Origin of the sequence: Micromonospora sp. NPDC047527 (assembly GCF_040643015.1) — a bacterium.
Classification (GTDB): Bacteria; Actinomycetota; Actinomycetes; order Mycobacteriales; family Micromonosporaceae; genus Micromonospora.
Genome location: NZ_JBEYTK010000001.1, coordinates 754,737 through 775,215 on the forward strand (window position 1 = coordinate 754,737; position 20,479 = coordinate 775,215).

23 protein-coding genes are annotated in these 20,479 nt (G+C 72.6%); 14 read left to right on the forward strand and 9 right to left on the reverse strand.

Features of this window, described 5'->3' with window-relative positions; genetic code table 11:
* The first annotated feature begins 14 nt into the window (after window positions 1–14).
* Window positions 15–713, forward strand: a complete 699-nt coding sequence (gene ureG, locus ABZ808_RS03155) for an urease accessory protein UreG (protein WP_357000177.1) — start codon at window positions 15–17, stop codon at window positions 711–713.
* On the forward strand, window positions 713–1,435 hold the full coding sequence (locus tag ABZ808_RS03160) for an urease accessory protein UreD (protein WP_357000180.1): 723 nt from the start codon (window positions 713–715) through the stop codon (window positions 1,433–1,435). The genes ureG and ABZ808_RS03160 overlap by 1 nt, the downstream gene beginning before the upstream one ends.
* Window positions 1,436–1,617: 182 nt before the next feature.
* Here ABZ808_RS03160 and ABZ808_RS03165 read toward each other — a convergent pair whose 3' ends face one another.
* A complete protein-coding gene (locus tag ABZ808_RS03165; protein ID WP_357000183.1) occupies window positions 1,618–2,079 on the reverse strand; it encodes a MarR family transcriptional regulator in 462 nt (153 codons plus the stop codon).
* 96 nt (window positions 2,080–2,175) lie between these two features.
* Between ABZ808_RS03165 and ABZ808_RS03170 the strand changes: the two genes are divergently transcribed.
* From ABZ808_RS03170 to ABZ808_RS03200, 7 genes are all read left to right on the forward strand, one after another.
* Window positions 2,176–3,258 carry a substrate-binding domain-containing protein gene (locus ABZ808_RS03170; RefSeq protein ID WP_357000186.1) on the forward strand — a complete coding sequence of 361 codons (1,083 nt, stop codon included), beginning with the start codon at window positions 2,176–2,178 and terminating at the stop codon, window positions 3,256–3,258.
* A gap of 417 nt (window positions 3,259–3,675) precedes the next feature.
* Window positions 3,676–4,920: an urea ABC transporter substrate-binding protein gene (gene urtA, locus ABZ808_RS03175; RefSeq protein WP_357000188.1), complete on the forward strand. Its 1,245-nt coding sequence runs from the start codon at window positions 3,676–3,678 to the stop codon at window positions 4,918–4,920.
* Window positions 4,921–4,995: 75 nt separating this feature from the next.
* A complete protein-coding gene (urtB, locus tag ABZ808_RS03180) occupies window positions 4,996–5,883 on the forward strand; it encodes an urea ABC transporter permease subunit UrtB (RefSeq protein WP_357000191.1) in 888 nt (295 codons plus the stop codon).
* On the forward strand, window positions 5,880–7,067 hold the full coding sequence (gene urtC, locus ABZ808_RS03185) for an urea ABC transporter permease subunit UrtC (RefSeq protein WP_357000193.1): 1,188 nt from the start codon (window positions 5,880–5,882) through the stop codon (window positions 7,065–7,067). Before urtB ends, urtC begins: the two co-directional genes overlap by 4 nt.
* A complete protein-coding gene (gene urtD / locus ABZ808_RS03190; RefSeq protein WP_357000195.1) occupies window positions 7,064–7,954 on the forward strand; it encodes an urea ABC transporter ATP-binding protein UrtD in 891 nt (296 codons plus the stop codon). The genes urtC and urtD overlap by 4 nt, the downstream gene beginning before the upstream one ends.
* Complete coding sequence (urtE, locus tag ABZ808_RS03195; RefSeq protein WP_357000199.1) at window positions 7,954–8,646, forward strand: urea ABC transporter ATP-binding subunit UrtE; 693 nt, start codon at window positions 7,954–7,956, stop codon at window positions 8,644–8,646. Before urtD ends, urtE begins: the two co-directional genes overlap by 1 nt.
* Before the next feature lie 94 nt (window positions 8,647–8,740).
* Window positions 8,741–9,226, forward strand: coding sequence for a molybdenum cofactor biosysynthesis protein (locus ABZ808_RS03200; protein WP_357000202.1), 486 nt, complete (start codon window positions 8,741–8,743; stop codon window positions 9,224–9,226).
* 16 nt (window positions 9,227–9,242) lie between these two features.
* Here ABZ808_RS03200 and ABZ808_RS03205 read toward each other — a convergent pair whose 3' ends face one another.
* The 4 genes from ABZ808_RS03205 to ABZ808_RS03220 form a co-directional block, all read right to left on the reverse strand.
* Window positions 9,243–9,620 carry a nuclear transport factor 2 family protein gene (locus tag ABZ808_RS03205; RefSeq protein WP_357000204.1) on the reverse strand — a complete coding sequence of 126 codons (378 nt, stop codon included), beginning with the start codon at window positions 9,618–9,620 and terminating at the stop codon, window positions 9,243–9,245.
* 91 nt (window positions 9,621–9,711) lie between these two features.
* The gene (locus ABZ808_RS03210) at window positions 9,712–10,134 is read right to left on the reverse strand and encodes an ATP-binding protein (RefSeq protein WP_357000206.1); all 423 of its coding nucleotides are present in this window, start codon (window positions 10,132–10,134) and stop codon (window positions 9,712–9,714) included.
* On the reverse strand, window positions 10,134–10,466 hold the full coding sequence (locus ABZ808_RS03215; protein ID WP_357000208.1) for an STAS domain-containing protein: 333 nt from the start codon (window positions 10,464–10,466) through the stop codon (window positions 10,134–10,136). Before ABZ808_RS03215 ends, ABZ808_RS03210 begins: the two co-directional genes overlap by 1 nt.
* 127 nt (window positions 10,467–10,593) lie before the next feature.
* Window positions 10,594–10,926, reverse strand: coding sequence for a nuclear transport factor 2 family protein (locus ABZ808_RS03220; RefSeq protein ID WP_357000210.1), 333 nt, complete (start codon window positions 10,924–10,926; stop codon window positions 10,594–10,596).
* 178 nt (window positions 10,927–11,104) lie between these two features.
* Here ABZ808_RS03220 and ABZ808_RS03225 point away from each other — a divergent pair, with 178 nt between their 5' ends.
* Window positions 11,105–11,491, forward strand: a complete 387-nt coding sequence (locus tag ABZ808_RS03225) for a DUF2267 domain-containing protein (RefSeq protein WP_357000212.1) — start codon at window positions 11,105–11,107, stop codon at window positions 11,489–11,491.
* 36 nt (window positions 11,492–11,527) lie between these two features.
* Here ABZ808_RS03225 and ABZ808_RS03230 read toward each other — a convergent pair whose 3' ends face one another.
* Window positions 11,528–12,370 (reverse strand): copper resistance protein CopC, encoded by an 843-nt coding sequence (locus tag ABZ808_RS03230; protein ID WP_357000214.1) that lies wholly within the window; start codon window positions 12,368–12,370, stop codon window positions 11,528–11,530.
* Between the two features lie 102 nt (window positions 12,371–12,472).
* On the opposite strand from ABZ808_RS03230, the gene ABZ808_RS03235 reads away from it, so the two are divergent.
* Together ABZ808_RS03235 and ABZ808_RS03240 are read left to right on the forward strand one after the other, a co-directional pair.
* A complete protein-coding gene (locus tag ABZ808_RS03235; RefSeq protein ID WP_357000216.1) occupies window positions 12,473–12,937 on the forward strand; it encodes a hypothetical protein in 465 nt (154 codons plus the stop codon).
* Between the two features lie 4 nt (window positions 12,938–12,941).
* Window positions 12,942–14,312 (forward strand): hypothetical protein, encoded by a 1,371-nt coding sequence (locus ABZ808_RS03240; RefSeq protein ID WP_357000219.1) that lies wholly within the window; start codon window positions 12,942–12,944, stop codon window positions 14,310–14,312.
* Window positions 14,313–14,393: 81 nt separating this feature from the next.
* Here ABZ808_RS03240 and ABZ808_RS03245 read toward each other — a convergent pair whose 3' ends face one another.
* Window positions 14,394–16,094, reverse strand: a complete 1,701-nt coding sequence (locus tag ABZ808_RS03245) for a hypothetical protein (RefSeq protein ID WP_357000221.1) — start codon at window positions 16,092–16,094, stop codon at window positions 14,394–14,396.
* Window positions 16,095–16,330: 236 nt separating this feature from the next.
* Window positions 16,331–17,896 (reverse strand): bifunctional NAD(P)/FAD-dependent oxidoreductase/class I SAM-dependent methyltransferase, encoded by a 1,566-nt coding sequence (locus tag ABZ808_RS03250; protein ID WP_357000224.1) that lies wholly within the window; start codon window positions 17,894–17,896, stop codon window positions 16,331–16,333.
* A 75-nt stretch (window positions 17,897–17,971) separates the two neighbouring features.
* Between ABZ808_RS03250 and ABZ808_RS03255 the strand changes: the two genes are divergently transcribed.
* A complete protein-coding gene (locus tag ABZ808_RS03255) occupies window positions 17,972–18,565 on the forward strand; it encodes an XRE family transcriptional regulator (protein WP_357000226.1) in 594 nt (197 codons plus the stop codon).
* Window positions 18,566–18,594: 29 nt separating this feature from the next.
* On the opposite strand, the gene ABZ808_RS03260 is transcribed toward ABZ808_RS03255, so the two are convergent.
* On the reverse strand, window positions 18,595–19,497 hold the full coding sequence (locus tag ABZ808_RS03260) for an RNA polymerase sigma-70 factor (protein WP_357000228.1): 903 nt from the start codon (window positions 19,495–19,497) through the stop codon (window positions 18,595–18,597).
* 127 nt (window positions 19,498–19,624) lie between these two features.
* Here ABZ808_RS03260 and ABZ808_RS03265 point away from each other — a divergent pair, with 127 nt between their 5' ends.
* The gene (locus ABZ808_RS03265) at window positions 19,625–20,446 is read left to right on the forward strand and encodes an NAD(P)-dependent oxidoreductase (protein ID WP_357000231.1); all 822 of its coding nucleotides are present in this window, start codon (window positions 19,625–19,627) and stop codon (window positions 20,444–20,446) included.
* The last annotated feature ends 33 nt before the right edge of the window (window positions 20,447–20,479 follow it).

Below are 20,479 nucleotides of genomic sequence, written 5' to 3' on the forward strand. Positions count from 1 at the left end.
CGCACGACGAGTCCGTGCCGCACACACATCCGGAACCGGGGGTGGACCCGCACCCGCCGCTGGCGCGAGCCGGTCAGGCCCTGCGGGTCGGCATCGGGGGGCCGGTCGGCTCCGGCAAGACCGCCCTGGTGGCCGCGCTCTGCCGGGCCTTCGCCGACGAGTTGCGGCTCGGCGTGGTCACCAACGACATCTACACCACCGAGGACGCCGATTTCCTCAAGCGGGCCGGCGTGCTGGATCCGGAGCGCATCCGCGCGGTGGAGACCGGCTGCTGCCCCCACACGGCCATCCGGGACGACATCGGCGCCAACCTGGATGCCGTGGACGAGTTGGCCGAGGCGGTCGGCCCGCTGGACCTGGTGCTGGTGGAGAGCGGCGGCGACAACCTGACCGCCACCTTCAGCCGGGGCCTGGTCGACCGGCAGATCTTCGTGGTGGACGTGGCCGGCGGGGACAAGGTGCCGCGCAAGGGCGGGCCGGGAGTCACCGCCGCCGACCTGCTCGTGATCAACAAGACCGATCTGGCGCCGATGGTGGGCGCCGACCTGGCGGTGATGGACCGGGACGCCCGCGCCCGGCGGGGCGACCTGCCGACCCTCTTCCTGTCCATCGTGGCCGATCCGACAGCGGGTCGGGTCGCCGACTGGATTCGGCACGAGCTGGCCCGCCACGCGGCACTGCACCCGCTTGCCGCACCGGTCCGCCGGACCTGATGCGTGCGCTCGCTCGACTGGTGGCCCGCGCCGACGGCAGGGGTGGCACGGCGCTGGTCGAGGTGCACGGCGAGACGCCGCTGCTGCTGCGTCAGACCCCGGCCCGGAACGGCACCCCCACGGTGTACGTCGTGGGGGGCGCCGCCGGCCCGCTGGCCGGTGACGACCTTCGGTTGGACATCGAGGTGGGGCCCGGGGCGGCGGTCCGATTGCACACGGTCGCCGCGTCGGTCGCCCTGCCCGGCCGTCCGGGCGCCGTGTCCCGGATGGTCGTGCGGGCGGTGGTGCACGCCGGAGCCACGCTGCACTGGCTGCCGGAGCAACTGGTCGCGGCGGCCGGCTGCGCGCACCTCGCCGAGTCCCACGTGGAGTTGGCCGCAGGGGCGAGCCTGCGCTGGCGCGACGAGTTGATCTGCGGCCGGTTCGGTGAGGAGCCCGGCAGCGCCGTCGTGCACACGCGGGTCGACTACGAGAACCGTCCACTGCTGCGGCAGTCGCTGGCCGTGGGGCCGCACGCGCCCGGCTGGGCCGGCCCCGCGGTGCTCGGCGGCGCGCCGGCCACCGGTTCGCTGCTGGTGGTCGACCCGTCGCGCCCCGCCGAACCAGCACAGGTGCGGGCCGACCGGAGCGTCGCCCGGTTACCGCTGGCCGGTGGCCCGGCGACACTGTGGAGCGCGACGGCCCCCGACGCACACACCCTGCGGGCGCGGCTCACCGTCTAGGGCTGACCGCGCGCTGGCTCGCCGCGCGCTGGCTCGCCCGGGGACCCACGAGGCCGGTACCCCTCAACGGCGATATACCTGTGGGTCACAACTATGACCCACAGGTATATCGCTCCCGGTGGTGTCCGCCCTCGACGCCGGCCGCAGGTGCGCCGGGCGTCGCCCGTCGGTGCGGGTGTGGGTCAGTGCGAGCCGACCGTGTCGGCGCGGTCGCGGCGGCGGGCCGGGTCGAGTCGGCCGATCAGGTCGTCGAGCTGGTTGATCAGGTCGGCGCCCTCGGGGGCGCCCAACTCGGCCAGGCTGGCGCGGACCCGCTGATCGAGGCGCTCGTGCTCGCGCCGGCCCCGGGCCGTCAGGTACGCGCGGATCCGCCGACGGTCCAGCGCGTCCACGCGGCGGAAGACGAGGTTCTGGTCGACGAGCTGGTCGACCAGCTTGGTGAGGGTGCCGGGCGGCAGTGACGCCTCGGCGGACACCTCACTCATCGGGTGGCCCTGACCGTCGGCGAGCAGGCAGAGCACCCGCCACGCCTCGATGGTCAGCCCGTCGTCGGCGAGGACGGCACCCAAGCGGCGGGAGAGCAGCCGTTCGGCGCGAGTGAGCGAGCGCAGCAGGTCGGCTGGCGCCCCGGGCACGTCTGACATGGATCTCCCTGGTCCGGTGGCACCGTCATGTTACCGAGTGATCCCGGTCAGTGCCGAGCTCTGGTCTTCCGACGTGGACCGGGCAATCATGTGCTCATGTCCGCGCTGGCAGCGCCGTGGCTCACCGTCGATTCGGCGGTGGTCAGCATCGCGCTGGTGTATCCGATGCGCGGGCCGGCGGGAATGTTCGGCCCGACCTGCGAACTCTGCGCCCAGCTCGCGGTCGAGGAGATCAACCGGTGCGGTGGCGTGCTGGGCCGGGAGGCGCGGCTGATCCCGGTCGACGGCGGCGCTCCGCCAGCCGAGGTGGCCGCCGAGGTCGAGGCGCTGGTGTCGGTGGGGGCCGTGCAGGGGGTGACCGGATGGCACATCTCGTCGGTGCGTCAGGCGCTGGCGCCCCGGGTCGCGCACCGGGTGCCCTACGTCTACACCGCCCTGTACGAGGGCGGTGAACGTACCGAGGGGGTCTTCCTGACCAGCGAGACGCCGGACGCTCAACTGTGGCCGGCCATTCGGTTGCTCGCCGGGGAGCAGGGCGTACGTCGCTGGTTCGTGGTCGGCAACGACTACGTGTGGCCCCGGCGCACCGCGCGGGCCGCGCAGCGGTACGCGTTGCGTGCTGGTGGTCGGGTGGTGGGGCAGAGCTTCCTGCCGCTGGAGGCGCACGACTTCGACGCGGTGCTGCGCCGTATCGAGCACAGCGAGGCCGACGCGGTGCTGATGCTGCTGGTCGGCGCGGACGCGGTGCGGTTCAACCGGGCGTTCGCCCGGTCCGGTCTGGACCAGCGCTGCCTGCGCCTGAGCACCCTCATGGACGAGAACATGCTGCTGGCCAGCGGCGTCGGCGCGACGAGACGGCTCTACAGCACGGCGGGTTTCTTCGCCGGCCTGGTGACCCAGGAGAACCTCGACTTCCACGGGGAGTTCGCCCGCCGCTTCGGAGTGGAGGCGCCGCCGCTGGGCAGCCTGGGGGAGTCCTGCTACGAGGGTGTGATGCTGCTCGCCGCCCTCATCGGACAGGCGCGCACCCTGGACGTGCGGGCCATCGAGACGGCCGCCGACACGGTGGCCTACCACGGGCCGCGGGGGCGACTGCGGCTGCGGCGGCGGCACGTGCGCCAGCGGATCTACCTGGCCGAGGCCGACGGGCTCGACTTCACTGTGCTCGCCCAACTCTGACCGGCGGCCCCCGCCCGTGCGGCAGGCCCTTGACAGCCGCACCCAACCGCGCCCTAAGATGCTTCCTGCGTGAAGTATCCGGTCTGCGAGGCCGGATGTCGCCAATGTGCTTGCCCATCGGTGAAAACGATCACCGACCATTGTGGCGACGCTATTCCCTAGATTCCTGAACGGCCGACACCGCTTTTCCAGTCGCGGTGTCGGCCGTTTTCGCGTGCGTACCGTCCACCAGCGCGGAAACAGTCAATTAAGGACCGGGAAACATTCGCGCAATGATGCCGGTCAACGCTTTCGGTGCCCATATCCGAGTCGGTGCCCGGTCGGCGTCCACCCGTCGCACCCGGCATCGCCCGCCTCAGCTCCACGGACCGCACCGACCGTCCATTCGCCACTTCAACTGCATCGCAGGGAGAATTGATGTCACTATTCCGGGGCCGCCGCATCCTGGCGGGTGCCATGACCCTGGTCGCCGCGGCAGCGATGACCGCGTGCGGCAGCAAGACCAGCGACGAGGGCGGCGCGGCCGGCGTCAGCGCCGACATCTCCGGCGACACCGTCAAGGTGGGCCTGCTCAACTCGCTCTCCGGGACCATGGCGATCAGCGAGGTCACCGTCCGCGACTCCATCATGCTCGCGGTCGAGGAGATCAACGCGGCCGGTGGCGTCCTCGGCAGGAAGATCCAGCCGGTCGGTGAGGACGGCGCCTCGGACTGGCCCACCTTCGCCGAGAAGGCCGAGAAACTCGTCTCCGTGGATCGCGTCGCGGCCGTCTTCGGCTGCTGGACGTCGGCCAGCCGCAAGGCGGTCAAGCCGGTGTTCGAGAAGAACAAGGCGTTGTTGTTCTATCCGGTGCAGTACGAGGGGCTGGAACAGTCGCCCTACATCTTCTACACCGGAGCGACGACCAACCAGCAGATCGTTCCCGGGCTCGACTACCTCAAGGCGCAGGGGGTCAAGTCGGTCTATCTGGTCGGCAGCGACTACGTCTTTCCCCGGACGGCCAACAAAATCATCAAGGCGTACGCGGCGGCGAACGGGATGAGCGTGCTGGGCGAGGATTACGCCCCGCTGGGCTCGACCGAGTTCGGCACGATCGTCAACAAGGTCAAGTCGTCCGGTGCCGCCGCTGTGTTCAACACCCTCAACGGTGACAGCAATGTGGCCTTCTTCAAGGAGTACAAGTCGGCCGGCCTGACCGCCGCCGCGATGCCGGTGGTGTCGGTGTCGATCGCCGAGGAGGAGGTCAAGGGCATCGGCACGCAGTACCTGCAGGGCCAACTGACGGCCTGGAACTACTACCAGACCACGCCCGGCGCGGCGAACGCGAAGTTCGTGGCCGCGTACAAGGCGAAGTACGGCGCGGACAAGCCGACAAGCGACCCGATGGAGGCCGCGTACGTCGGGGTGTACCTGTGGAAGGCGATGGTCGAGAAGGCCGGCGCGTTCGACGTGGAGAAGGTCCGTGCCGCCTCCGACGGGATCACCTTCGACGCGCCCGAGGGCCTGGTGACCGTCGACGGAGAGACCCAGCACATCTCCAAGACCGCCCGGATCGGCAAGATCGGCGCCGACGGTCTGATCACCGAGGTGTGGAACTCCGGCAAGCCGGTCGAGCCGGACCCGTACCTCAAGAGCTACCCGTGGGCGAGCGGCCTGAGCTGACGACGCCGGCCCGGGCGGGGCGTGTTGCCGCGCGGCCCGCCCGGGCCACCCGACCAGCAGTTCGGAGTACGCACCGTGACAGTCCTCTTCGGTCAACTCTTCACCGGCATCAGCATCGGCGCGGTGCTGCTGCTCATCGCGCTCGGGTTGGCACTGACCTTCGGGCAGATGGGCGTGATCAACATGGCGCACGGCGAGTTCATCATGGCCGGCGCCTACACCACCTACGTGTTGCAGCAGAGCATCACCGGCGCCGGCTGGTCGCTGCTTGTCGCGTTGCCGGTGGCATTCGTGGTGGCCGGCACGATGGGTGTGCTGCTGGAGATCCTGCTGATCCGCCGGCTCTACGCCCGGCCGCTGGACACCCTGCTGGTCACCTGGGGCGTGTCGATGATGCTGCAGCAACTGGCCCGCGACGTCTTCGGCAGCCCGAACGTGCAGACCGGCGCGCCGGAGCTGCTCACCGGCAACGTGGCGCTGCCCGGCGGGCTGACCGTCGCCAACAACCGGCTGTTCATCCTGGCCCTGGCGCTGGCCGCCGTCGCGGCGCTCACCCTGGCGCTGCGGCTCACCCCGCTCGGGCGTCGGATCCGCGCCGTCGTGCAGAACCGCGACCTCGCGGCAGTTTCCGGCATCCCCACCGCCCGCGTCGACCGGACGACCTTCTTCATCGGCTCCGGCCTGGCCGGGCTCGCCGGGGTCGCGCTCACCCTGCTCGGCCCGATCGGCCCGACCATGGGCACCAACCTGATCATCGACGCCTTCCTGGTCGTCGTGGTCGGCGGGATCGGCCAGCTCAAGGGCAGCGTGATCGTCGCCTTCGCCCTCGGCGTGCTCCAGGCCACGGGGGAGTACCTGACCACCCTCAGTGTCGCCAAGGTGATCGTGTTCGTGGCGATCGTCGCGTTCCTCCAGTGGCGACCACAGGGCCTGTTCACCCTGCGGACCAGGAGCCTCGCATGACCGCCGTGACACCCGCGCCGCCGGACACCGCCACCCGCCCGGCCCCCGTGAGCGCCGTACCGCCGGGCCGGCGAGGCGGCCGGTCGAGGCTGCGGACGGCGGCGGGCTTCGCGTTCGGCGCGGCGCTGCTGTTCGCCGTGGCGCCGCTGGTGCTGTCGGACTTCCGGCTGTCCCTGCTCGCCAAGTACCTCTGCGTCGCCATGGTCGCGGTCGGCATCGGGATCGCCTGGGGCCGGGGCGGGATGCTGACGCTCGGCCAGGGCGTCTTCTTCGGCCTCGGTGGCTACGCGATGGCCATGCACCTCAAGCTCGCCGACGCGGGTCCCGGCGGGATGCCCGACTTCATGCAGCTGTACGGGCAGCTCGACGAACTGCCGGTGTGGTGGCGGCCGTTCGCCAGCCCGTGGTTCGCGCTGCCCGCCACGGTGCTGCTGCCGATGGCTGTCGCGTTCGGGCTCGGCTCGCTGGTGTTCCGTCGCCGGGTGCGGGGCGCGTACTTCGCCATCCTCAGCCAGGCCCTCGCCGCCGCGATGGTGATCCTGCTGATCGGCCAGCAGGGCACCACGGGCGGCACCAACGGGCTCACCGACATCCAGGGCTTCTTCGGCTACGACCTGGACGACCCGGTCAACCAGCGGATGGTCTACTTCATCATCGCCGGTGTCCTGCTGGCGCTGCTCGCGCTGACGCGCCAGCTCATCCACAGCCGCTACGGCGAACTGCTGGTGGCGGTCCGCGACGGCGAGGAACGGGTCCGCTTCCTCGGCTACGACCCGGCGTCGGTCAAACTCGTCGCGTACGTCGTCGCGGCCGGCATGGCGGGGCTGGCCGGTGCGCTGTTCGTGCCTGCGGTGGGCATCATCTCGCCGGCGCTGATCGGCATCGTCCCGTCGATCGAGTTCGTCATCGGGGTCGCGGTGGGTGGCCGGGCCACCCTGCTCGGCCCGGTGCTCGGCGCGGTCGCGGTGGCGTGGGCGCGTACCGCCCTCTCCGAGCGTTTTCCCGGCACCTGGACGTACCTTCAGGGGCTGCTCTTCGTGGTGGTGGTCGCGTTCCTTCCCGGCGGCCTGGCGTCGCTGTGGGCGCTGGCCCGCCGCCGCGACGACGGCGCGCGACCGCGTCGGCGCGGGTGGTCGCCGCTGGGCCGACGGCGCGCGGAGCGGACGGAGGTGCCGGTGGCATGAGCGAACGCACCGAGCGCAGCGAGGGCCGTGAGCGCGTGCCCGGCCAGCACGGCATGAGCGAGCGCACCGAGCGCAGCGAGGGCCGTGAGCGCGTGCCCAGCCAGCACAGCATGAGCGGCGACCGGCTGGACGGGTTGTCCGTCCGTGACCTACGGGTCAGCTTCGACGGGTTCACGGCCGTCGACGGCGTCTCGCTGGAGGTGCCTGCCGGTGACATCCGGTTTCTGATCGGGCCCAACGGCGCCGGCAAGACCACGCTGGTCGACGCGGTCACCGGCCTGGTCCGGGCCACCGGCTCGGTCCGGTTCGGCGACCAGGAGCTGCTCGGTCGCCCGGTGCACCGGATCAGCCGGCTGGGCATCGGACGGACCTTCCAGACCTCGACGGTCTTCGAGGAGCTGTCGGTGGTGCAGAATCTCGACATCGCGGCGGGCGCCCGGCGCAGCTGGGCGACCCTGGCCCGTCGCCGCCGTGGCATCCCCGACGAGGTTGCCGCCGCGCTGGACACGATCGGACTGACCGGGCGGGCCGAGCAGCTCGCCGGGACGCTCGCGCACGGCCAGAAGCAGTGGCTGGAGATCGGCATGCTGCTGGTGCAGGACGCGCGGCTGCTGCTGCTCGACGAGCCCGTCGCCGGGATGAGCCACGAGGAACGCGACGCGACCGGCACGCTGCTGGAGACGGTGAGCCGGGATCGCACGGTCGTCGTGATCGAGCACGACATGGACTTCCTGCGTCGGTTCGCCCGCAGCGTCACAGTGCTGCACGCCGGCCGGGTGCTCAGCGAGGGCACGGTGGCGCAGGTCCAGGCGGACCCGCGCGTGCAGGAGGTCTACCTTGGTCACCCGGTCGACGCCGGGTCGGCCCCCAGCGGTCTGGAGGCATGATGCTGACCCTGCGTGGGGTGCACGCCGGATACGGGCGCAGTCGGGTGCTGCACGGGGTCGACCTCGCCGTCCCGCCCGACGGGGTGGCCGCGGTGCTCGGGCACAACGGCGCCGGCAAGAGCACCCTGCTCCGGGTCGCGGCCGGCCTGCTGCGCCCGAGCGCCGGCATCGTCGAGCTGGACGGCGAGGACGTCAGCCGGCTCGGCCCGCACGAGCGGGTGGCGCGCGGGATGGCGTACGTCCCGCAGGGTCAGCAGTGTTTCCCGCACCTGACGGCGGCGGAGAACCTGCGCCTGGTCGCCGACGGCAGGCGCGACGGGGCGGTGGCGACGGCGGAGGTGCTGGACCTGTTCCCGGCGCTGCGCCCGCTGCTGCGCCGACGGGCCGGGCTGCTCTCCGGCGGTCAGCGCCAGCAGTTGGCCATCGCCCGCGCGCTGATCACCCGGCCGCGGCTGCTGATGCTCGACGAGCCGACCGAGGGCATCCAGCCGTCGGTCGTCGCGGAGATCCAGGAGCGGATCGTCGAGCTGACCCGGCAACCCGGCTTCAGCGTGCTCCTCGTCGAGCAGCACCTGGGTTTCGCGCTGCGGGTGGCGAGCCGCTACCACGTGCTGGAATCCGGTCGGGTCACCTCGCGCGGCGACGGCGGTGTCACGGCGGAAGGGGAGGTCCGGGCGGCCCTGGCGGTCTGAGCCGAGGCCGGCGTGGCCGTCGCGCGGCGCATCGCCGTCACCCGTCAGCCCACATCCCGGCGGCGACGGATGCCCGGTTCGTAGAATTCCTCCCATGTCGCGGATCGTCGAGTTGCTGGCCTCGCCGGTGCATCGCTTCCTGGGCCGGCCTGCCGACGGCCCGGCGCCGGCCCCGCCCGGTGAGCTGGTCGACGTCGTCCAGATCCGGGCGGGCCTCGGCATCGTCGGCGACCGCTACTTCGGCAAGCCGGCGCACCGCGACGCCAGCGTGACGGTGATCGCCCAGGAGTCGTTGCCCGCCGGCATCGGCCTGGCGCAGGTGCGGCGCAACGTCCTCACCACGGGGATCGCGGTGGACGAGCTGATCGGGAAGGTGCTCGTCCTCGACTCCGGCGACGGCCCGGTCAGCCTGCGGGTGAACCGCGCGGCCCGCCCGTGCGCGTGGATGGACGTCACGGTCAGCCCCGGGGCGTGGAAGGCGCTGCGCACCACCGGTGGCGTCCGCTGTACGCCCCTCAACGACGGTTTGCTGCGCGTCGGCCCGATCGACGTCACCGTCGAACGGGCGCCCGCGTCCTAGCGTCCACGCCCCAGGGTCAGACGGGGCTGATGTGTGCGGCCAGCACGCGCCATCCGTGCGGGTCGTCGTGGACCCACGTCCGGGTGTAGCGCAGGCGCGCCGTGACCGGCTCACCGTTGAACACCCCGGTGACCCGGCCGACGAAGAACGTCACCCCGGTCGACCCGGCGACGAGCAGATCCAGCTCCTCCTCCACGAGGTCCTCGATGACCGAGGTGCGGTCCCGGTGCGCGGCCAGGTCCTCCCGCTTGGTGAACTGGCGGCCGTCGGGGCCGACCGCGATCAGCTGGTCGACGAGCAGTTGGTCGAGGGCGGCGACGTCGCCGGCCCGCTGCGCGGCCTGCAGGGTGCGCTCGGCGTCGAGCAGCTCCGCCTCGCGTTCGCTGTCCGGCATGGTGCCATCCCTCCTGGTCTGCGTCCTCCGGGCTGACCGCATTGTGGCAGCCGGCCCGGCTCGTACGGGTGCGGCGCGGCGCGGGCCGTGCTCACATGCCCAGACGGATCCGCACCACGGTCCCGTCGGGGTCGCTGAGCACGGCCACCTCGTCGCAGACCTGCTCGACGATGGCGAGCCCTCGACCTCGTACCGCGTCGGCGGTGGGCATCCCGCGACCGAACGCCCGCACCGGCCCCTGGTCGACCACGTCGCAGAACAGTTGGCCCCCCTCGGCCCAGAGCCGGACCTGACCCCCACCGGTGGTGTGCTGCAACGTGTTGGTGGCCAACTCGCTGACCGCCAGCGTCAGCAACTCCACCCGCTGCGGCGACAGGCCCCGGGCCAGGGCCTCGGCGCCGACGAAGGTGCGCAGCGCCCGCAGGTCGGTCGCCACCTCGTACGTCATGGTGTCGACGATCGGGGGTGTCGACTGCCCGGCCACGGTGCGGGTCTCCCGCCGGTCGGCCGGCATCAGCCCGCCAACCGCGGGTCGTCGGCGGGCGGGCGCAGCAGGTTGCCGATGCCGGTGATGTCCAGCACGGCGGCGACCGGCCCGGCGGCGTTCACCGCGTAGAGATGCCGGCCCTCCGCCCGCGCCGCCTGATAGGCGGTCACCAGGCCGTGCAGGCCGGTGGAGTCGAGGAACCGTAACCCACCCACGTCGACGACCACCACCGGCGCGGCGCGGACCGCCGCGGACAGCACGGTGGTCAGCTCACCCTGGGCCGCCAGGTCGCACTCACCTGTCAGCTCGACCACGATCCGCCCGGGTGCCGCGGACGTGCGGGCCTCGAAGTGCGCCATGAGACAGCAGCACCTTCCTCGTCGTGACAGCTGTTGTCGGCACATCATGTCACCCGTCTGCCGGTGGGGCGCTTCGTCCGTTCGGCGACGTTCCGCAAACGGGCCGTTCGCGCCGGTCAGCCGGTCGCTACGGGCGGATGTCGAGGGCGCCGATCAGGTCGCCGCGGAGCGTGAACCGGTACCGCAGCTCGATCGGGCTGCCCGCGAAGTCGCCCGAAACCCGGGTGAGGACCAGGTACGAGTCGCCGGCCTGGGGAGTGACCCGCACCGGCTCGGCGGTGTACGAGTAGGCCGCCACGGTTCGTTCCCGCCAGGAGCGGATCGAGGCGCGGCCGTCGTAGAGCCGGTCCTCGTCGGCCACGCTCGCGGTGTCCGCGAAGCAGGCGACGAACGCGTCCACGTCGCCGTCGCCGATGGCCTGGAAGTACCGGTCGATCACGTCGGGCAGGTCGACCGCCATCTGCTCCTCCTGCGGCGCGGGCCGCTTTGGGCGGCCGCCGTGGTCCCGGTCCGACCTCACCGTACGAGACGGGGCTGGCGGGGCGGGGAGCAACCGACAGAACCGTGCCGGTCGCACCGGGGTTTGCCGCAGGTGCGCCCGGGTAGCCACGCGTCTCCGGAACGGGAAGGGCGGGGGCATGGCCGAGCTGACGTTCGTCGACAAGGTTGCGGCACGGGCGGGTGTCCCGCCGGCGCAGGCACGCCCGCTGACCGAGGCCGTTCTGCGTACGCTCACCGAGCGGCTCAGCGGCGGCGAGGCTGCCGCGCTGGCTCCCCACCTGGCCGCCGAGCTGAGCCCGCTGCTGGTCAAGGCCGCCGAACCGCCGGAGGCGTTCGGGTTCGACGAGTTCCTGCGGCGGGTGGCCGAGCGCGCCGGCACCGACCGGCCGGGAGCCGAGCGGGGAGTGCGGGCGGTGCTCCAGACGATGCACCGGGTGGTCGGGCACCGGGAGTTCGAGGACGCCCTGTCCCAGCTCCCGGCGGACCTGCGGGCTCTGGCCCAGCCGCTGCCGCACGGGCCCTGACCGGGCCGGCCGGTCTCGCCGGCTCCGGACGGTGTGTCAGCCCTGGGGGCGGCCGCGGCGAGCCGGTCGGCGGCTCGTTCCCGCTCGCGGGCGGGCAGCGGTGCCGGATCGGCGCGGTGCCGGCTTGCGGCTCGTTCGTCCACCCGGGCGGGCGGCGCCACCGGACCGGGCCGGTGCCGGCTTGCGGCGGGCCGCCACCACGATGATCGCGCCGACGACCACCACGACCGCGGCGGGCAACAGCCATGGCGGAAGCCCTCCGTCCGGCTCGGACGCCGCAGGCTGGGCCACCGGGGTGCCGGTCGCACCGGGCGCGGGGGACGCCGATGCGGTGCCCTCGATCAGGGCGAGCAGGGCGGGGGCCGGCTCGTCCGTGGGGGCCGTCCAACCGGCCGGAGCCGCCGTGCCCGGACCCTGGTAGTCGAACGTGACGTTGCCCCGCACCGCCTCGCCGTCGGAGGCGACGGAGAGGTACGTGGCGGTGTACCTCCCCTTCGCCGGCCAGTGCGCGACGGCCACCATGGCCGGGAACCCGGTGTGGTAGAGCCGCGGCTCGAAGACGCCGTTGACCATGAAGTACTCCTGGACCGGCTTGTCCAGTCGCTTCGGCTCGCCGAACGACCAGCCGTTGTCCACCCGCTTCCCGTCCGGCCCGGTGACGGTGAAGTGCGCGTTGGCGGCGGGCTTCTCGGTGAAGTACAAGCCGACCTGGGCCAGCGGCTGCCGGACCACGGTGCCGGTCAATGGGGTGGAGGTCGCCAACTGCCCGTGGGCGGACGCCGGAGCGGCGGGCAACAGCAGCGACACCGCCAGCACCGCGACCAGCGCCGCGGCGGCGCGGCTCAGGACGTGACGGGCAGTGGCCAACCTCGATCGCATTCGTTCATCATGGTCATTTCCCAGGTGCCGAACAAGACGTAGAGTTCACCTCCCCGACGATCACCTCGACACCCGTCCCCTCGCGTCGTTCGGAGTCCGCCCGTGTACGTCCGTGCCCCCGGTTCCCGCCTCTCCGCCGCCCTCGCCACCGGTCTCGTCACCGCGCTGCTCGCCACCGGGTGCGGGCAGGGCGACGACCCGTCCGTGGCCACCCCCTCGGCGGCACCGACGTCCGCCGTACCGAGCACCACCCCGACCGCGGCGGACAGCCCCACTCCCAGCCCCACCGCCAGCACGCCCACGGTCGACCGGGAGATCACCGTGACCATCGCGAAGCGACGGGTCAACCCGCCGACCGGCCGGGTCACCGTGGGCAAGGGCGAGCTGGTCCGGATCACGGTCACCTCGGACACGGCCGACGAACTGCACGTGCACGGGTACGACCTGGGTGCCCGGCTGCCGGCCGGCGTACCCGGCTCCGTGCAGTTCCGCGCCGACAAGACCGGACTGTTCGAGGTGGAGACGCACGAGACCGAGCTGGTGCTGTTCCAGCTCGTCGTGCGCTGAGCGGATGAGCGGCGCTCCGGTGCTGTTGGCGCACGGCGTCGGCGGCCGGCAGGACCTGCCGATCACGCTGGCGCAGCTCGTCGTCGCCGCGGCCCTGACCCTCGTCGTCACGTTCGTCGCGCTGGGCGTGCTCTGGCGCGAGCCGCGCCTGGACCGGGACGCGACCAGCGGCCGACCGGTGCCGGACTGGTTGGCCCGACTCGTCGACGCCCCCGCGTTCCTGGGGGTGTTGCGCGGGCTGGGGCTGCTCGCCGCCGGCTGGTTCTGCGTGGGCCTGCTCAGAGGGCCGGACACGGCCGACAATCCGACGGCCGGCGCCCTCTACGTGCTGCTCTGGGTCGGTCTGGTGCCCGTCTCGCTGCTGTTCGGCCCGGTCTGGCGTGCGGTCAATCCACTGCGTACGGTGCACCTTCTCGTCGCGCTCGCGGCGCGGCGGGATCCGGCGCGCGGCGTCCGCGACCTGCCGCCCGGTCTGGGCCTCTGGCCCGCCGCCGTCACCCTGTTCTCGTTCGTCTGGCTGGAGCTGGTCGCGCCGGACCGGGCCACCCTGCCGGTGATCGGCGCGTGGCTCGCCGGGTACGCCGTGGTCATGCTCGCCGGTGCGGTGCTGTTCGGCGCGACCTGGTTCGACCGGGCCGACCCGTTCGAGGTCTACAGCGCGCTGGTCGGCCGGCTCGCCCCGATCGGCCGCGCCGCCGACGGGGTGCTGGTGTGGCGCAATCCGCTCGACGGCATCGCCGGGTTACGACCCCGCCCCGGGCTGGTCGCCGTGGTGATCGTGCTGCTCGGCTCGACCATGTTCGACAGTCTCTCCAACGCGCCGGCCTGGCTGCGCTTCGTCCAGGAGAACGGCCTGCCCCCGGCGGTCACCGGCAGCGCCGGGCTGGTCCTGGTCATCGGCGTGGTCGCCGTGGCGTACCTCGTCGCGGTGGCCGCCGCGGCCCGCATCGGCCGGGCCGGTCCGGCCGGTGACGCGGCCTCGGCCGATGGTGCGGCCTCGGCTCGGCGAGCGGCTGGGGAGATCGCCCACCCGATCGTGCCGATCGCGGTGGGGTACGTGGTGGCGCACTACTACTCGCTGCTGATCCTGGAGGGTCAGCGCACCGTCGCCCTGCTCTCCGACCCCCTGGACACGGGCGCGGACTGGCTCGGCACCGCCGGTTGGCAGCCGCACACCGCGCTGGTCACCCCGTCCGGGGTGGCCAGTCTCCAGATCACCGTCATCATCCTCGGGCACCTGCTCGGCACGCTGCTCGCCCACGACCGCGCCCTGTATCTGTTCCCCCGGGCGCGAGCGGTGGCCGGTCAGCTCCCACTGCTCGCGCTGATGGTCGCCTACACCGTCGCCGGCCTGCTGCTGCTCTACGCCGGCTAGGACCGCCAGCCTCGACGCGGCCGGCGGCCCGGCTCCGCGCGTCATCGCCTCGCGCGCGGACCGGGCCGACCGTCGTCGAGGTCAGTGCCGTCCGGCGCCGTTCTCGCTGACCGGCTGCCCGAAGGCCAGAAACGGCACCGGCGTCGGGTCGGCGTCGGGCCGGGACAGGAACCGGTCGGCGTCGTCGCCGGGCTCCTCGGACGCGACCGTGCGGTCGGACGTGTCGTCCGCGACGGTCGGCGCGTCCGACCGTTCGCCACCGGGTTGGTCGGCACGCGACTGGTCGTCGCCGATCTGGTCGGCACGCGGCTGGTCGTCACCGAACTGGCCGGTACGCGGCTGGTCGTCACCGAACTGGCCGGTACGCGACGCGTCGCCGGCGAACTGGCCGTCGGGCCGGTCGCCGTCGGTCTGGGCGACGTCGGCGGGCCGGTCCGGGCCCAGGCGTTCGACACCGGCCTGAGGTGCGCTCTGCCGGTCGACGATGGAGGGCCCGGGGTGGGGGCGGGCGCCCACCATCGGGTACTCCGCGGTCTCCGTACCACCGGCGGCGGCGGCCATCACGGCGGCGGCGGCCAGGTCGGCCACCCGCTTCGCCTCCCGCTGCACCCGGGCACGGACGTCCTTGGCGTGCCGCTCGGCGGAATCTCCGGCCCGGCGGGCCTCGTCCAGCCTGGTCGCCTCGGCGGTGAGGTCCCGGCGGACCTCGACGAGCCGCTGCTGCATGCGGGACAGCTCGTTCTCCAGGGTCTCGCCCTCGATGCGGATCTCAGCGAGCTGCCGCTCGGCGGTCTCCAACTCGGCGTGCAGCTGGGTCGACTCCTGCCGGCGCTCCTCGATCTCCTGTTGCAGCGCGGCAAGCTGCTCCTGGTGGCTGGCAGCCTGCTCGTCGGCCCGGTTACGCAGCTCGGTCACGTGCTGCTGCGCCTCGGCCAGCAGCGACGCGATCTGCTGCTCGGTCGACCGGCGCTGCTCGGCCAGCTCCTCCTGGGAGGCGGCCTTCAGCTCGGCGATCTCCTGCTCGGCGGCGGTGCGCCGCTCGGCGACCTCACGCTCCACCCCGGCCTGCCACTGGGCCATCTCCTGCTGGCTCTTGGCCCGGGCCGTCTGGACCTCCTGCTGGATCTGCGTGCGCGCCGACTTCATCAGGGCGTCGGCGGCGACCCGGGTCTGGTTGAGCTGCTGCGCGCTCTGTTCGGTGATGCGCTTCGCCTCGTGCTGCGCGCGTTCGTACGCGGCCTCACCGTCAGAGCGCAGTTGCTCCGCGCGCTCCCGGATCGTGGTCAGCTCGGCCTCGGCCACGCTGCGCCGCTCCTCGTACGCCTGCTCCTGCTCGGCGCGTCGCGCGGCCACCTCCTCGGACAGGTCCTGGCGTGCCTGCGCGGCCCGCTCGCGGGTGTCGGTGAGGATCCGCTCCGCCTCGGTGCGTAGCTCGTTCGCCCGGTCGGTGGCTGATTCGGTGATGAGAGCGGCCTGCTTCTCGGCGAGGGTCAGGATCTCCGCGACCATCGGGCCCAGATCCTGGAACGAGGCGCGGTCCACCTGCACCGGCTGCTCGTGCAGCTCGGCCAGTTCGGCGCGCAGTCGCTGCACCTCGGCGGTCAGCTCGCGGACCCGCACGGCGGACCGTCCATGCTCACCGCTGAGCATCGCGATCTGACCATCGAGCTGCTCCAGGTGCCGGTCCACCTGGCGTTTGTCGTAGCCGCGCAGGGCGAGCTCGAAGCTCGGCCGCGAGGCCGCGTCGTCGCGTGCTGCGAGCGGCTCAGCGCCGATGGTCATGCACCATCCTCCGTACGATCGGGGGCGCCGGGGCGGGCGGTGCACCGCCCGCGGGCCGCGAGTGTCGCGCAACGCTACCGCCGCACCCGCCCCCGTGCGAAGGCCCGCCCCGATCCCGATTTCCGAACCGTCCCCGCCCTGGTCGATCATGGCGTCGTGGTGCCCGGAAGGCCCTGATCCGTCGCTCTTGTCGTGTAGTACGACGCCATGATCGACGCCACGGGTTGGTGGACGGGTCAGTGGCGGCGGGCCACCAGGACCGCGTCGTGGAAGGTGACGTCCGGCTCCGGTCCGGGGCGGGGCCGGGCCTCGCTGGCGAGGACGTCCCACTGGGCCGGGTCCAACGACGCGGCAACCTCCTCGGCGGTATACATCATGTCCGGCATGTGCATGCGGTGCCCCGACGTCCACAGGTCCGACGGGTGGTGCCCGACGATCAGCAGGACGCCACCGGGGGCCACCGCGGCGGCAAGTCGGGCGAACAACTCCCGCCGGGGCTCCGGGGGCAGGTGCATGAACTGCGCCGACACCAGGTCGTACGCCTGCTCGGCCGGCGGCTTCTCGCGCAGGTCGACGTGCGTGAACTCGACCCGGTCAGCGACGCCTGCGGCCTCGGCGTGCTCGGCCGCCCGGGTCAGGGCGGTGGTCGAGATGTCGACCGCCGTCACCTGCCAACCCCGCTCGGCCAGCCACACCGCGTCGGCGCCCTCCCCGCTGCCCACATCCAGCGCCCGACCGGGCGTCAGGTCGGCGGCCTCGGTGACCAGTTGGGGGTTCGGCCGACCACTCCACACCACCGGCTTCGACTGGTAACGCTCCTCCCACGCCGGCTCCTCGAAGGCGGTGGCGACCGTCTGCCGGTACGCGGCCACCGCGTCGCGGGTGTCCTCGGCGATCAGGTCCGCGTTGATCGCCGCACCGGCCATCAGGCCGTTCGCGGCGGACGTGATCACCTGGCCGCGGATGTCGGCCACGTTGCCGGCCACCCACACGCCCGGCACTGTCGTGGCTCCGACCGCGTCGGTCGGGATCTGGGTGCCGATCACGTGCCCGGCGATCGTCACCTCCTCCGGGGCCAGGCCCAGCCCGACCAGCAGGTCGGCGCGGGCGACGGTCCGGGGTGCCACCACGACCGCGTCCAGCGCCACCACCCGGCCGTCGGCGAGGCGTACGCCGGTCAGCGCGTCCCCGGTCACCTCCAGCGCGGCGATCGGCCCCGGCACCACGGCGATGCCCCGTGCGGCGAGCCGCTCGGCCGTCTCCTCGTCCGGAGTCGGGGCGTCGTGCAGCAGGAGCAGCACATTCGGGCTCCACTGTCGCCACATCTCGGCCTGGTATACGGCCATCGGCCCGGTCGCCAGCACGCCGATCCGCCGGTCCCGGACCTCCCAGCCGTGGCAGTACGGGCAGTGCAGCACGTCACGGCCCCACCGCTGGGCCACCCCGGGCACGTCGGGTAGCTCGTCCTTCAGCCCGGTGGCCACCAGCAGCCGGCGGGCCCGCACCGTCGCGCCGTCGTCGAGGGTGAGCCGGAACCCGTCGTCGTCCCGGGTGACGGCCTCCACCCGGCCGGCGCGGAACTGCCCGCCGTACCCGGCCACCTCGGCACGCCCGACCGCGATCAGCTCGGCCGGCGGGGTGCCCTCCCTGCCCAGGTAGTTGTGCACGTGGTCGGCCGGCGCGTTGCGCGGCTCGCCCGAGTCGATCACCAGCACCGACCGTCGCGCCCGGCTCAGCGACAGGGCTGCGCTGAGCCCGGCCGCGCCCCCGCCGACCACCACTACGTCGTATGTCTCGCTCACCGGTTTTTCCCCTTAGCTGTCGGCTGGCCTCCACCATCCGCCGCCGTCGCCCCGGCGGCAACTATCCTTGCCGTTATGGCAAACGAGGACAGTGCGGCGCTGGCCGCTGTCGGCCCCCGGCTGCGCGCCCTGCGCCACCAGCGTGGGACGACCCTGACCCAGCTCGCCGAGCTGACCGGCATCTCGGTGAGCACCCTCTCCCGGTTGGAGTCCGGAACCCGCAAGCCCACCCTGGAGCTGCTGCTCCCGCTGGCGAGGGCCCACCAGGTGCCGCTGGACGAGCTGGTGGACACACCGATCACCGGTGACCCCCGGGTACGCCCCAAGCCGATCGTCCGGCACGGCATCACGTTCCTGCCACTGACCCGCCGACCGGGCGGCGTCCAGGCGTTCAAAGTGATCTTCCCGCCGGACGGCCCGGCCGGCGAGCGGAACCAGCAGTCGCACGAGGGCTACGAGTGGCTCTACGTGCTCTCCGGACGGCTGCGCCTGCTGCTCGGTGAAAACGACCTGACGCTGACCGAGGGGGAGGTGGCCGAGTTCGACACCCGGATCCCGCACCGCATCCTCAATCCGGGCCCGGGTGCCGCCGAGGGCCTCATCCTCTTCGGGCCGCAGGGGGAGCGGCTGCACGTCCGCGCCCGCCCCGCCGCCGCCGAGAAGCGGTAGCGCGGGTCGGGGCGCTGGCCCGGCCGGAGTCAGCGGCGCAGGGCGGTCTCCTGCCGCATGTGCGAGAGCTTCTCCGGATTGCGCACGGCGTACAGCTCGGTGATGAGCCCGTCGTCGATGCGCAGCGCTACGACCGCGTCGATCTCGCCGTCGAGTCGCAGAACCAATGCCGGATAGCCGTTGGCCTCGACCGGCTCCGCCGACAGGTCGGCGACCAGGTCCGGCCTCGCGGTCAGCAGGCGGGCCACCTTGACGGCTCCGATGATCGGCCGCGGGATCGCCTGCCGGATCCCACCACCGTCGCCGATCAGCACGACGTCCGGTGCGAGGATGTCGAGCAGCCCTTGCAGGTCACCGGTCTCGACCGCCCGGCGGAACGCCTCGACCGCCTGTCGGGCCTCGGCCCGGGAGACGATCCCGCGCGGCCGACGTGCCGCTACATGTGCCTGCGCCCGGTGGGCGATCTGGCGGACCGCCGCCGGGCTCTTGTCGACGGCTTCAGCGATCTCGTCATAGGCCAGACCGAAGACCTCACGCAGGACGAACACCGCCCGCTCGGTCGGGCCGAGCGTTTCGAGCACCAGCAGCATGGCCATCGAGACGCTCTCGGCCAACTCGACGTCCTCGGCGACGTCGGGCGCGGTCAGCAGCGGCGCGGGAAGCCACGAGCCGACGTAGGACTCCCGGCGCCGGCCGAGGGTCCGCAGCCGGTTGAGCGACTGACGCGTGGTGATCCGGACGAGGTAGGCGCGCTGGTCCCGCACCGTGGAAAGGTCGACGTCCGCCCACCGCAGCCACGTCTCCTGGAGGACGTCCTCGGCGTCGGCGGCCGAGCCGAGCATCTCGTACGCCACAGTGAAGAGCAGGTTGCGGTGGTCGACGAACGCCTCGACGGCCGGGTCCGGACACTGCCCATCCGACGTGCTGGTCACGCGCGGCTCCTGTCTCCTCGATCGGGACGTCTCCGCATAAGACACCGATCCGCCGCCTGTTGTGACACAGCGCCCGCACCCACGGCACATCGACGGTTCTGTCGGTGCATCCGACCACAATTGGCGGATGGTCGTACAACTGGGCACTGTCATCGTCACGGGCGCCGCCGGGCGCATCGGTTCGACAGTTCGCGAACACCTGCGCGGCGAGGTCACGCAGCTCGTGCTTGTCGACCGGGTCCCCGTGCGGCCGACCGCACCAACAGAGCGGGCGATCCAACTGGATCTGACGGACCTCGACGCGGTGGTGGACGCGTTGGAGGGTGCGGACGCCGTGGTGCATCTGGCCGGCCTTGCGGACGAGGCGCCGTTCGCCGACCTCCTCGACAGCAACGTGCTGGGCACCTACCACGTGCTGGAGGCGGCCCGCCGGCACGGGGTGCGGCGGGTCGTCCTGGCCAGCAGCAACCGCGTCACCGGGTTCTACCCGGTGGGGCAGGTCGTCGACCCGGACACACCCGTACGGCCTGACGGTTTCTACGGGGTGAGCAAGGTCGCCGTCGAAGCACTCGGCCGGCTCTACGCCGACAAGTTCGGACTCTCGGTGGTGTGCCTGCGCATCGGCAGCTTCGAGGACGAGCCGACCGAGGCCCGCTATCTGGCAACGTGGTTGAGCCCGCGCGACGGTGTGGGCTTCATCCGCGCGGCCATCACGGTGCCGGACGTGCACTTCGTGACCGCCTACGCCGTCTCGGCAAACACCCGCGCCTTCTGGGACACCGCTGCCGGAGCGCAACTCGGATACCTGCCGGTGGACGACGCCGAGCGGTACGCCGCGCGGGTACCCGGCTCGGAGGCGCCCTCGGACGCCACCGCATTCCAGGGCGGCGCCTACACCAGCCCGGAATACTCCCTGCGGCACGTCATGGCACCTCCTTCGCCGTCCTGAACGCGCCGACGTGCGCGCCGTGGCCCTGCGTGC

What these genes read in the sequence shown, in the direction of transcription:
- ABZ808_RS03160 (WP_357000180.1), top strand. Translation starts at nt 713, where the DNA reads ATGCGTGCGCTCGCTCGACTGGTGGCCCGCGCCGACGGCAGGGGTGGC.
- ABZ808_RS03165 (WP_357000183.1), bottom strand. Translation starts at nt 2,079, where the DNA reads ATGTCAGACGTGCCCGGGGCGCCAGCCGACCTGCTGCGCTCGCTCACT.
- ABZ808_RS03170 (WP_357000186.1), top strand. Translation starts at nt 2,176, where the DNA reads ATGTCCGCGCTGGCAGCGCCGTGGCTCACCGTCGATTCGGCGGTGGTC.
- urtA (WP_357000188.1), top strand. Translation starts at nt 3,676, where the DNA reads ATGTCACTATTCCGGGGCCGCCGCATCCTGGCGGGTGCCATGACCCTG.
- urtC (WP_357000193.1), top strand. Translation starts at nt 5,880, where the DNA reads ATGACCGCCGTGACACCCGCGCCGCCGGACACCGCCACCCGCCCGGCC.
- urtD (WP_357000195.1), top strand. Translation starts at nt 7,064, where the DNA reads ATGAGCGAACGCACCGAGCGCAGCGAGGGCCGTGAGCGCGTGCCCGGC.
- urtE (WP_357000199.1), top strand. Translation starts at nt 7,954, where the DNA reads ATGCTGACCCTGCGTGGGGTGCACGCCGGATACGGGCGCAGTCGGGTG.
- ABZ808_RS03200 (WP_357000202.1), top strand. Translation starts at nt 8,741, where the DNA reads ATGTCGCGGATCGTCGAGTTGCTGGCCTCGCCGGTGCATCGCTTCCTG.
- ABZ808_RS03205 (WP_357000204.1), bottom strand. Translation starts at nt 9,620, where the DNA reads ATGCCGGACAGCGAACGCGAGGCGGAGCTGCTCGACGCCGAGCGCACC.
- ABZ808_RS03210 (WP_357000206.1), bottom strand. Translation starts at nt 10,134, where the DNA reads ATGCCGGCCGACCGGCGGGAGACCCGCACCGTGGCCGGGCAGTCGACA.
- ABZ808_RS03215 (WP_357000208.1), bottom strand. Translation starts at nt 10,466, where the DNA reads ATGGCGCACTTCGAGGCCCGCACGTCCGCGGCACCCGGGCGGATCGTG.
- ABZ808_RS03220 (WP_357000210.1), bottom strand. Translation starts at nt 10,926, where the DNA reads ATGGCGGTCGACCTGCCCGACGTGATCGACCGGTACTTCCAGGCCATC.
- ABZ808_RS03225 (WP_357000212.1), top strand. Translation starts at nt 11,105, where the DNA reads ATGGCCGAGCTGACGTTCGTCGACAAGGTTGCGGCACGGGCGGGTGTC.
- ABZ808_RS03230 (WP_357000214.1), bottom strand. Translation starts at nt 12,370, where the DNA reads ATGCGATCGAGGTTGGCCACTGCCCGTCACGTCCTGAGCCGCGCCGCC.
- ABZ808_RS03240 (WP_357000219.1), top strand. Translation starts at nt 12,942, where the DNA reads ATGAGCGGCGCTCCGGTGCTGTTGGCGCACGGCGTCGGCGGCCGGCAG.
- ABZ808_RS03245 (WP_357000221.1), bottom strand. Translation starts at nt 16,094, where the DNA reads ATGACCATCGGCGCTGAGCCGCTCGCAGCACGCGACGACGCGGCCTCG.
- ABZ808_RS03255 (WP_357000226.1), top strand. Translation starts at nt 17,972, where the DNA reads ATGGCAAACGAGGACAGTGCGGCGCTGGCCGCTGTCGGCCCCCGGCTG.
- ABZ808_RS03265 (WP_357000231.1), top strand. Translation starts at nt 19,625, where the DNA reads ATGGTCGTACAACTGGGCACTGTCATCGTCACGGGCGCCGCCGGGCGC.